Below are 11,224 nucleotides of genomic sequence, written 5' to 3'. Positions count from 1 at the left end.
CCCTCGGTGTGCGGGAAGCGTTCCTTCAGATCCGAGGCGCGCCGGTCGATGACGCAATACATGGCAAGCAGCTCTTGATTGGCCGCCGCGGCCGCACATTGACGCTCGGTCGGAACTCGAGTGGATATCCGCAGGGGTCTTACACTTAGTACCAATCGAACAACGCTGTGCGTATCCGCCTGTGGAATCTGCATGCGGATCGTCGGTGTCGCCTGACATGATGTGAACTTATGAGCAACGACGTGGTCCACCTGCAAGACCGACCCGTGTACGGGTTCGGTCAGGTTGACCGCATCCTTGGGCTCCGAGCTGGCACGTCGCAACGCTGGATCGACGGCTACCGCAGGGGCGGCAAGAGCTATCCGCCGGTAATCCGCGTCGGGCAAACCGGCGATGAGGTGGTCACCTGGGGTGAGTTCATTGAGGCCCGACTCCTCGCCGAGTACCGCGAAGAGGGCGTTTCTCTCCTGAAAATGAGGCCGGCCGTTGAGAAACTCCGCGATGAGCTGAATACCCGGTACCCATTGGCCTCGGCGAAAACCTGGCTTGCGGTGGAAGGGCGCGAACTCGTCCGCAAGGTCGAGGAGACGGTCGGTCTTCACCGCCGGCTCCGTCTGGTGGTCGTCCGCAACGATCAGGAGATGCTCGCCTGGTCGCCGCCGGCCCAAGAGTTTGCCGATTCGCTGCAGTGGAACGATGTCGGCAGCGGTCGGTCCAGACACCCGGTGGTGACAAGCCTGAGTCCTGATCCGGCGATTCGCGATGTCGTCGTAAATCCTCTGCAGCGATTTGGCGAACCATCCACTCGCGGCGTACCGACGGAGGTGATCCGCGAGCTCTACGTCGCCGGTGATCCGATAGAGATGATCGCCGAGTTGTACCAATTGCCGCAGCATCTCGTTGAAGCTGCGGTGCGCTACGAGCTCAAGACCGCCGGGGCCTATGCGGCGTTGGCGGGCTGATTCGGGCTCGGTGCGGCAATGGTCGCGGTCGCCAACCTCGTCCGGTTCTATGTCGACGAGAGCGCCGCGGGCCTCGGCCTTGCACTCACTGCTGCGCGCAAGGACACCATTCACGTGGGGCACCCGCTGATCCCCGAGTGCCCACGCGGAGCACTTGATACGGAATGGATTCCCGCGGTCGCTCGGCGTGGCCTCGTAGTAATTACCCGAGACAAAAGGCTGCGGACCAAGCCCATCGAGATTCAGGCGCTCTGGAACCATGGACTTCGGGTGTTCAACATCGGCGGCAAGAAGGACGAGTCGACGTGGGACTGGCTGGTCCGTGTTGTGCGGCATTGGCCACGCATGGAGCAGATCATCGCCGACCGCCCAACCGGCCCCTGGATCTACATGCTCAACGCGACACGAATCGATGAATACGTACCACGAGACACCGGAACAGCGACCGCGCCGGCCGACGTACCGCAATAGGTCGCTATGGTTCGCGTTGTCGGTGACCGGCGCGCGCTGAATGCCTCGGCCATGTAACGGCACCGTGCAGAATTTTGTAGCCGGTCGTGCCCGTTGTTTGTCGACGCGAACATAAGCATGCCCCAGGGGCTCGAAAGTGCCGTGCCACACCACCGTTTGTGGGCACAATGGCAATTGTGCAACGCTGCGTTGCACAATTGCGATGCCTGACCCGGCCGCGGCCAACGTCCGCCGGTATTTGGGTTTGCCCGGCAACAACCTATCCAGACGGACGCTGCGCGAGATTCTGCCACTATGTCCGAGACCGTCTACGCGGGTATCTACGACACGATCGAGCCCGATTCGACGCTGACCGTGTTCGCCGCAATCTGCCCGTGTCAGGCGGGGGTCCATCACAACACCCCCGACGCGACAGCTTCTGCGTCCTTCACGCGGAGCTTGCCAGACATCAGCAGCGGGAGGAGCTCGTCGCGGGTACGGGCGAGTTTTTTGGACTCCTCGAGTTTCGAGCGTTCCACGGCGTCCAACTCGTCAAGTTCTCGGCCGAGGCGAACTTGTTCAGACCAGGTCGGAACTTCGAGAATCAAGCTGCCAAGCAACTCTCTTCGAAGCTCCGTTTGTCCAGTGCTCCCCTCCGCGAGCGCCTCAATCTCATTCTCCAGCCGAAGGAGTGCGAACCCGGCGCACACTGGGTCTGCAACCGCCTCATTGAACCGAACGATCGTGATGTGTGAATCCACCGTTGCCTCAGACTCTCGAGTCCACCGCGCGGCCCTGCCCAGCGTCCCCACCCCCGTCGAGTTCACCAAGACATCATTCTTTTGCAGTATGCGATCGAGACGGTTCGACAACGGTGCCATCAAACGCGCTTGTTCTAACGACACGCGCTGATTCCGCACACATTTTTGGTTTAAGACCGTCATACCTGGCCCCTCGACGTAGTTAGGGGTCACGCCGCGAATCAACATTGAAGCTGCTGCTGACACCGAAATCGTGGTCCCATTGTTTAGGCTGCCGACGAATCGTGCCAAAGCCAATTGTCGTGCGGCTTCAGCCATTCGCTCGTTCGCGGCAATCTTGTCATCGAGGGCGCCGAGAACATCTGCGATCGCTCGCTGTTGCTCCGGCGACGGCGTGGGAATTTCCTCAGCATTCGCGAATACCGTGTACTGGAACCTGGCAATGCCCGTGTGCTGGACTTGGTATTCGTACATCCGACCAATCGAGTACAAATACTGGAGATACCAGTAAAGGTATCGCGGATGTACCAGTGCGCCGTCAGCCCGCAAGAACCGGGTGAAACTGGCGCCGATGACAGGTGCATCCAATCCGTTCAAGGTCTCGGACTTTATTAACAGCGATCGTCCAGTCGGTCTATCGCGGGTTCCACCGGCAGTCTCAAGAAGGATGTCATTCGCCTGCAGCACCCGTCTCCAAACCGTTTTGTCAGGCAAAAACCGGGATGGGATCGATTGGAGCTTGCCCAGGCGGACCGATGGGAAATCCGCGCCACGGATGACGTAGTGGCGCGTATGCCCCTCTTCAGGCATGTCTACACCCCAGTCACCGTCCTTGGTCTCGCTCAAAAGATCAGCTAGACGGCGCCTACGGTCACCCACCGATCCGCTCCAACTGATCCCGAACCACCTTCTCCAACCTTGCCGACTCATCAAACGCGGCAAGCAGTTCCGTCTTCAGCCGCGCGATCTTCTCGTCGATCGGCTCTCCGTCGTCTTCAACCTCGGCCGCCCCGACATATCGCCCCGGCGTCAGCGCGTAATCCGCCGCCTTGATCTCCGCCAGCGTCACCGATCGGCAGAACCCCGGAACATCCTCGTAATTAATACCTTTCGCAGCCGCTGACGCAGACCCCCGCCAGGCGTGGTAGGTGTCACCGATCCTCACGATGTCGTCGTTGCTCAGCGCCCGCTCGGCCCGGTCCACCATGTAACCCAGCTCGCGGGCATCGATGAACAGCACCCGACCCGACCGATCGACCGCTCCCTGCTTGCCTGCGGTCTTGTCCTTGGCAAAGAACCAAAGGCACACCGGAATCCCGGTACTGCGGAATAGCTGGGTCGGCAGCGCGACCATGCAAGAAACGAGATCGGCCTCCACGATCTGTGCACGAATGTCGCCCTCCCCGTTGGAATTCGACGACATCGAGCCGTTGGCCATCACCACCCCGGCTTTGCCGCCCGGCTTGAGCTTGGACAGGATGTGCTGAATCCAGGCGTAGTTCGCGTTGTTGGCCGGCGGCACGCCGAACCGCCATCGCGGGTCTTCCTCGTTGCGCGCCCAGTCCTTGATGTTGAAGGGCGGATTGGCCATCACGTAGTCCATCTGGACGTCGGCATGCTGATCGCGTGCGAACGTGTCCCCCCAGCGGCTGCTCAGCCCACTGTGATCGATGCCATGGATGGCCAGGTTCATCTTGGCCATCCGCCAGGTTTCCTCGATGCTCTCCTGGCCATAGATGGCAATGTCTTTCGCGTCGCCGTGGTGGTCGGCGATGAACTTTTCGGTTTGCACGAACATGCCGCCCGACCCGCAGCACGGGTCATACACCCGACCCTTGGAAGGCTCCAGCACCTCGACGATCACCTTGACCACGCTGGGCGGCGTGAAGAACTCGCCGCCCCGCTTGCCTTCCGCGCGGGCGAAATTGCCGAGGAAGTATTCGTAGACCTCGCCCATCAGATCGCGCGCCTTGTGCTCACCCTGACGGCTGAACCGCGCGCTGTTGAATAGGTCGATCAGCTCGCCGAGTCGTCGTTGGTCGATGTTGTCGCGGTTGTAAAGCCGCGGCAGCGTGCCGCCCAGCGTCGGGTTGGCCTTCATGACCGCATCCATCGCCTCGTCGATGAGCTGCCCGATGTTCTTGCCGGGCTCACCTTCAACGGCGGGCTTTCCTTTGGCGTTCTCCGCCAAGAACTTCCACCGCGCGGTCGGCGGAACCACGAACACGTTGTAGCCGTGGTACTCCTCGGGATCGTCGATCAGTTCCTCGATCTGATCGTCGTCCATGCCGTCGGCCGTCAGCTCGGCGCGAATCGCCTCACGGCGCTCGTCGAAGGCGTCCGAGACGTATTTGAGGAACACCAAACCCAGGATCACGTCCTTGTATTGGCTGGCCGACAACGACCCGCGCAGCTTGTCCGCGGCCTTCCAGAGCGTGTCCTTGAGCTCCTTCATGGTCGACGGGGCCTGCGGCTCCTGCTTTCTCCGGGGCGGCATCGCGTGCGTCCTTTCTATTTTGTGGGCCCGGTCATCCCGGGCACAGTGTGTTCCACATCGAGGGTCAGGGCGCCGGCGGCGACCCCATTGATCAACGAGGTTTTCAATTCGCGGGCAGCCTCTACGCGACGGCTCGCTTGCTGTTCGTATTCGTCGGCCCGCGCCAGCGCGGCCTCGAGGCGCTCTGCTTCGGCGCGCGGCAGCACCGGAACCGTCCAGGTCTGCCATTCGCTTCCGGCGAAGGCGGTTTCGTTGATAAGGGTGGCAAGCACCAGCGGACCGACCTCGGCCGACTCATCGAGCCTCAGAATCCTGGCCGGGCATGCCACCATCGCTCCGCCGATTCGGTCCACCGAGGCCCGTGGCCGCGGCTTCTCGAGGAAGATCACGTCCCCGGGCTCGGTGCGCACCGCCCGCGGGTACTTTGCCTCGGCGTCAATCGGATCCAAAGCCAGTCGCCCCACCACTTCCTCGGGCAGCACCCGCACCGTTCCCTGTGGCGATCCGTCACTGACGTCTATGCGCCGCCCCCGCTTCATCGTGAGTCGCTTGCCGGATTGCAACTCCGCCAGGGAGCGGTGGGCAAGGTGCATCCGTCCCGGAGACTTGGAAACCAGGACGTCAAGTGTCGGCAGCGGTGTCGTCGTCACCAACGTCGCCCGGTGCACGCGCTCAACATGTTCTGCTTCGTCATGCCCGCGTAGCCGTACTGCCCGTACTCCTCTGGGCACGACGGCAGCGCCGGCGAGCACGGTCGACAACTGGGTGCGCCGCGCATAGCGGAATGCGCGATCCTCCGTCTGGGCCAACGCGCCGGCGACATCGGCCGCGACGTCAGTCAATTCGATGTGCTCGACGGCCCCGAGATCGGCGACCCAGGGGTGCTGCGCCTGCGCACCGCCTGCGCACACCCAAACTGCCAGGTTTTGCCGGTGCGCCTCACGCCATAACCCCCGCGGAAGCCGGACCGCAGCAACAAGATTGCCTACGCGAAGCGCCTCCGCGCGACGATTCTGCATCGGTCCGGCAAGCTCATCGGAGAGCGCAGCAGCGGACCCGATAAGAATCGCCACGTCCCCTGGCGGCAGGTCGAGGACGGCATCATCGACACCGTCGAGAGTATCCGCGATATCTAGACCGACCAGGGACAGGGCTGAAACGCTTGCGGACACAGCGCTTTCTCGGACATGGATGCCGCGGATGACCGCGCGGCGCCGGAGCGCCCGATCGTTCGACACGACATCGAGCTCGCAGGCCTCGGCCACGTCGAGGGCCACAGTGGAACCCTCGGCGCGCAACAGCACCCGATCCTGTTCGAGATAGACTGCCGCGGCTTCGACCATGCAGCGCAACAGTTTTACCGCGTCGTCGGTGAGTTCCCGCAATTCCTCCCGACGTTTGAGACGACCGGCCTCGACACGTTGCAACGCGTCCGACGGCCCACGCGACGCTTCCACCAGATCGTCGACGTAACCGAGTACTGCGCGGGACACCCGCAACGCACGGATCTCGTCGGCCAGCACGGTGTTCTCGGGATCAAACTGATCAGCGAGCCGCATCAAATCTGCGTGCGACCTGCCGGTGAGGTCTTCGCCGGTAAGGACATGCCAGCACAGCAGCGTCACCACATCCTCCCGTGTGGCATCGTCGGGAGGCGAAACCGCGGGGGCGTCATAGTCGTGTTCGGGGTTGTTGCCCCGGCCGGTACGGGCCAGCCATGCCACCACCTCGTCGCGGGAGAAGCGCGCAACCCCGTCGACCGTGTCCACCGGATCAGGGAAAGGGATCGACACGCCGCGCACCATTGGCCGTTTTCGCCACATGCTGACGACGGGCCGCTGTACCTTGGCAAGGTCAGCGACGTCTTGCAGCGTCAGCGTCGTCATGGGTTTTCCTCTCAGCTCCCGCCTCACGCTAAACCTCGCAGCACTTATCCGCAATGGAGGACACTGATAAGTGCACTTATCATTACTACATATTGTCATGTCGGACAAGATGGCGGATTCTTCGAAAGCACCGCTTCCGCATCCCGCGGCAGCACGACTCTCCGGAGAAATCCATGCGATACGACAACCCCCATGCCCACTTCGACGACGCCCTGACCGCCATCGAAATCGACCGACTCACCGTGCAGGACAAGGACGTTGTCCGCGAGGCGCAGCGCTGGACCGGCGGCGAGCGCGGACCAGTGGTCGACGACCCCGACACCTTGACGGCCGCCGACCTCTCGGCATTCGCCGTCGAGGCCATCAAGATCGGCGCGCACGCCCTGTCCGCCACCGGCCAGGCCCAGGAGTCGCGCCTACTGGAGCAGATGCTCAAGGACGTCGGCGAGAAAGCGGCGGACTCGACTAGCAAGGCCGCCGAGGCAACCGAGCGCGCGGTCAAGTCGGCATCCGAAGCCGTAGGGAAAGCCGCCGCCGACGCAAAGAAGGCGATCACCGAAGCCGACGCCGCCAGCCGCAAAGAGTTCACCGAATCGGTCGCGGCGGCCAAACGGGACCTCAACGCGGAGGTGCGTCGTATCTTCGGCGGCGAAAATCCGGAGCTTCTGGAGCGCCTGCAGCCTGTGCTCGACAAGTTCGGCACCGACCTGGACGCCAAGGTGAAGGCCAGCACCAGCGATCTGCTGGCCAAGGCGGTCAAGCAGTTCGACCCCAGTGATCCGACGTCCCCGATGGCAAAACATGCCGCCGACCTCGGTGCGCGCCAACAGCAGCTGACCGAGCAGATCGACAAGAACCACGCCGACGTGGTCAAAAAGGTGGACGAACTGATGACAGCGTTGAAGGTTCAGGAAGCCAAGGCCACTCTCGCCAAAGTGACCCCGATCAAGGGCGACACCTTCGAGAACCAGATCAATGCCGTGCTTTCCGAGATTGCCGTTGGGCTCGGCGACGAATACACCGACACCCGGTCTATCGTCGGCGCGGTGCCACGGTCGAAGAAGGGCGACGGCGTGTTGCACATTGACGGCGACTCCGCCCGCATCGTGATCGAAATGACCGACTCGACGCGTCCGGGGTGGGCCGAGTACTTCGACGAGGCCGAGCGCAACCGCGTTGCCGGGGCAGCACTCGGTCTCGTGCGAACCACCGAGCAGAACGGCGGCAAGTCCATCCGGGTGCTCGGCGCGCGACGCATCTTGCTGGCATTCGATCCCGGTTCTGATGACCCAGAACTGGTGCGCACTGCCGTGATGCTGCTACGGACGGCCGCGATCGCGGCGGCCACCCGCAAGGGCGCACACCAGATCGCCACGGCTGAAGAAAAAATCGCCGAAGCGATCGCACAGCTAGAGAAGCTTGACGACGTGAAGAAGACCGCCAGCTCAATTCAGAAGAACGCCACCAAGATTGAAAATTCTTGCACCACTATCAATTCCGGAATCCAGCGGCTGCTCGGCGACGCACTGACCGCCTTGACCGAGGCCAGGGCCGACGCGGAGCCGGGTTCGACCGAAAGTTCGGCACCGAACGCGGTGGCATAGGCAACGGCGGCCTAGGGCAGCCCATCCTTGTCGTAAAGCTCACGCTCGTTTGGCAGATCGCCGTCAGCCCTGACCCGAACCTTGCCGCGAATCAGCAACGGAAGCACGACTTCACGGACTTCATACAAGTGCGCGGACTCGGCTCGAATGCGCTGACACAGTGCGCCCAGGCTCGACAGTGCCCGCGCTGGCCCAGCAGGCAAGCCGCGCACGTCCGGCACCGTAACCTCTAATAGTTCACGAGGCTGGATCCTTTGGCGGCTTCCGGTCATGCCCGCGGCCATCTTATGGAGGGTCGCCGAGACTTCAGGTTGTCGTACCGCTGACCACAGGGCTGAGGTGTCGACGCCAATTGGCCGCAGGACCACGAACTCGGTACTCGCCAACGCCATTGCCGAAGGAAGACGCGGGATGTTCCAAATTCGGGGTGTTCCTGGATTCAGCTTTGAGAACAATACGCATGGCTCCGGCAATACGAACTTGTGACTTCTGATCGTTCGACCGTCAACAAGATTTACCTGTGCATCGCGGTCGAAGGCCGGCAGGCTGTAGAGAGCGACGGTGTCGTCGAATTCCCGAGGGCCAAGGGAAGCAGTCGACCTTGTCGCCAAGTTCGACAAAGCGGTGTGATCGCGGACGCGCAAGGCCGTCGCAACCATCAACTGCTCGGCGGCCTCTACGACGCGACGGTTGGCGGCTATCTTGTCGTCGATGGCCCCAAGAATTTCTCCGATCCGCCGGCGCTCACCCGGTTCGACGGCGCGGACCGAGATGCTTCGCAGGATACTCTGATTAAGCAGCGGCTGCCCCGACCCAGCACGGTGTCGATTGAGTCCGCACGCCTGCAGCGCGTAATACCAAAACCGCGTTTCGGCCGGGTTTTTGACGTGACACGCCACGGCATTTTCGGTAATCCAGACGTCGGAGTCGCAGAAGTGCACGCTGCCGCAAAACGAACCAACGCGGCCAACGATGATCAACGGGCCGCGGGCATTGTGTTCAGGCGCATAGCCGATGGCACCGTTGGCGCCGTAAATCGGGTAACGCCCCTGCGACTCTCGCATTCGCAGAGTACTGCCGTTCGAGAAATCGAGGTGGTCGCCCAGTCTCATTTCTGCGCCACGCATGGAGGACGACACCATCAGCTGGCCCGCTTGCCGGCCGCGCGCAGCTCGCCGGCCAGGTCGCCGCGGCCGGACACCGTGACGGCACCCAAGCCCAGCCAGGACGCCATCGACTCCAGTTCGCCGTGTAGCGCCGCGGCCACCGCCGGCCTTTTGGTGTCGGGCGCGTCCGGCTCCCCGAAGGCGCCCACCACCCGCAACGCGTCGGCGGCCCGGTCCGCCTTAAGGTCCACCCGCGCGACCAGCCGGCCGTCCAGCAGCAGCGGCCACACGTAGTACCCGTACTGGCGCTTGGCCGCCGGCGTGTAGATCTCGATGCGGTAGTGAAAGCCGAACAGCCGCTCCACCCGGGGCCGGAAGAAGATCAGCGGATCGAACGGGCACAGCAGCGCGGTGCCGCGGTCGCGTCGTGGCACGGTCTGGCCGGCCCGCAGATACGCGGGCGCGGACCAGCCGTCGACGTCGACCCGCTCGATCTCGCCGCCGGCCACCAGCTCGGCGAGGGCCGGCTTGACCTGTTGGGCCGACAGCCGGAAGTAGTCGCGGATGTCGGCCTCGGTGCCCACGCCCAGGGCGCTCGCCGCGCGCAGCGTGAGCTCGCGCCGCGCCTCGTCGTCGTCGACCTCGCGGGCCAGCACGTCGGCCGGCAGCACCCGCTCCACCAGGTCGTAGTGCCGTGCGAAGCCGACCCGGGTGGCGGTGGTCAGCACCCCGGAGGCGAACAGCGCCTCGGCCACCCATTTGGTGTCGCTGCGGCTGCCCCACCAGCTGCCGCGCGGCCCGCGCGGCTCGGCCGACAGATGCGCCTCGATCTGGCCGGCAGTGCTGGGTCCGAGTTCGGCGACGGCGGCGACGATGTGCTCGGCGAGCTGGGGATTGGCCTTGACGATGTGGGTGCCCCACCGGCCGTGGGTGTACTGGCGCATCCGCCAGCGCATCAGCGGCCAGTCGTCGACGGCCATCAGCGCGGCCTCGTGCGCCCAGTACTCGGCCAGCAGCCGCGCCGAGCGCGGGCCCCAGGCGGCGCGGTCCAGCACATCGCGGTCGTAGGGGCCGAGTCGGCTGAACACCGGCGCGTAGTGCGCGCGCACCGCCACCGACACCGAATCCAGTTGCAGCACTTGAATTCGCGCGATCAGCCGCTTCAGGTTCGCGCGGGTGATGGTGCCCGTGGGCCGCGGCTCGCTAAATCCTTGGGCCGCAACGGCTATCCGCCGGGCTTGCGCGGCGGTCAGCCGAGGGGTCACGGCGCCGAGAATACCGGCGCGGGGTTACCCCGTGCGGACTTTCTCGTCCAACGAGACGACTTCGCCGTCCAGCGGGTTCTTGAGTTCTTGGTACGCCGACTCCAGAGCGGCCGGAACCTCTTCCAAGTCGCGGAACACGCCCATCAATTGCTCGAGGATCTTGACCCGCTGCTGGCACGCCTTCTCGACCCCCTGTTTCGCGTCGGCGAGGAGCCGCTCGCGTTCCTGCTGGGCATCGGCGCGCAGGCGGGCCAGCTCGCCCTCCAGCGTCTTCCTGGTTTCCTCATACTCGGTCTGCAGGGCCTGTTGCTGCGCGGACAACTCCGCGAGCAGTTCTTTATGCTTTCGCTGCTCGTCCTCGATCTCGGCCTTGGCCGTCTCGATCATCGCCTCCGCCTCGGCGCGCGCCTCGGCCTGCATTTCGGAAACCTCGTCGACCGCGCGGCGCAGCATCTTCGCCATCCGCTGTTGCACCGCCTGCGGCGCGGGCGAGGTGTCGGTAAGGACGGCGACCTCCTTGCGCAGTGCCGCGGTCTCTTCGGCGGATTCCTTCAGCCGGGCCCGCAGGCTCTCCACGTCAGCGATGAGCAATTGCTGCTTGGTAGTCAACATCTCGATGTGGGCATCGACCGCCGATGGGTCGTAGCCCGCGAACCTGCGCGAGAACGCCTTTGCTGGTTCGGTTATCACTGC

General features: G+C 63.8%; 9 protein-coding genes. 3 read left to right on the top strand and 6 right to left on the bottom strand.

The window, feature by feature from the left end; all coding sequences use genetic code 11:
- Positions 1-230 precede the first annotated feature (230 nt).
- Positions 231-962 carry a DUF433 domain-containing protein gene (locus G6N66_RS08325; protein ID WP_085235915.1) on the top strand — a complete coding sequence of 244 codons (732 nt, stop codon included), beginning with the start codon at positions 231-233 and terminating at the stop codon, positions 960-962.
- Positions 963-980: 18 nt separating this feature from the next.
- Positions 981-1,433 carry a PIN-like domain-containing protein gene (locus G6N66_RS08320; RefSeq protein ID WP_085235917.1) on the top strand — a complete coding sequence of 151 codons (453 nt, stop codon included), beginning with the start codon at positions 981-983 and terminating at the stop codon, positions 1,431-1,433.
- 392 nt (positions 1,434-1,825) lie between these two features.
- Here G6N66_RS08320 and G6N66_RS08315 read toward each other — a convergent pair whose 3' ends face one another.
- From G6N66_RS08315 to G6N66_RS08305, 3 genes are read right to left on the bottom strand one after another with little or no spacing between them, the layout of a single operon-like run.
- Entirely contained in the window at positions 1,826-3,019 is a 1,194-nt protein-coding gene (locus G6N66_RS08315; RefSeq protein WP_085235919.1) for a restriction endonuclease subunit S, read from the bottom strand.
- Positions 3,020-3,044: 25 nt separating this feature from the next.
- Positions 3,045-4,670, bottom strand: a complete 1,626-nt coding sequence (locus tag G6N66_RS08310; protein WP_085235921.1) for a class I SAM-dependent DNA methyltransferase — start codon at positions 4,668-4,670, stop codon at positions 3,045-3,047.
- Between the two features lie 14 nt (positions 4,671-4,684).
- Entirely contained in the window at positions 4,685-6,556 is a 1,872-nt protein-coding gene (locus tag G6N66_RS08305) for a hypothetical protein (RefSeq protein ID WP_085235923.1), read from the bottom strand.
- A gap of 53 nt (positions 6,557-6,609) precedes the next feature.
- On the opposite strand from G6N66_RS08305, the gene G6N66_RS08300 reads away from it, so the two are divergent.
- Complete coding sequence (locus G6N66_RS08300; protein WP_232079233.1) at positions 6,610-8,160, top strand: Fis family transcriptional regulator; 1,551 nt, start codon at positions 6,610-6,612, stop codon at positions 8,158-8,160.
- 11 nt (positions 8,161-8,171) lie between these two features.
- Here G6N66_RS08300 and G6N66_RS08295 read toward each other — a convergent pair whose 3' ends face one another.
- Genes G6N66_RS08295 through G6N66_RS08285 form a run of 3 tightly spaced genes read right to left on the bottom strand, consistent with a single transcriptional unit; the run spans position 8,172 to position 11,221 of the window.
- Positions 8,172-9,299 carry a restriction endonuclease subunit S gene (locus G6N66_RS08295; RefSeq protein ID WP_372515987.1) on the bottom strand — a complete coding sequence of 376 codons (1,128 nt, stop codon included), beginning with the start codon at positions 9,297-9,299 and terminating at the stop codon, positions 8,172-8,174.
- Positions 9,300-9,301: 2 nt separating this feature from the next.
- Positions 9,302-10,531 carry a winged helix-turn-helix domain-containing protein gene (locus tag G6N66_RS08290; RefSeq protein ID WP_085235929.1) on the bottom strand — a complete coding sequence of 410 codons (1,230 nt, stop codon included), beginning with the start codon at positions 10,529-10,531 and terminating at the stop codon, positions 9,302-9,304.
- Between the two features lie 24 nt (positions 10,532-10,555).
- The gene (locus G6N66_RS08285; RefSeq protein WP_085235931.1) at positions 10,556-11,221 is read right to left on the bottom strand and encodes a DivIVA domain-containing protein; all 666 of its coding nucleotides are present in this window, start codon (positions 11,219-11,221) and stop codon (positions 10,556-10,558) included.
- Positions 11,222-11,224 lie beyond the last annotated feature (3 nt).

Source organism: Mycobacterium conspicuum (assembly GCF_010730195.1).
GTDB lineage: Bacteria > Actinomycetota > Actinomycetes > Mycobacteriales > Mycobacteriaceae > Mycobacterium > Mycobacterium conspicuum.
Note: the sequence above shows the minus strand (reverse complement) of the source record. Positions and strands in the feature narration are given on the sequence as shown.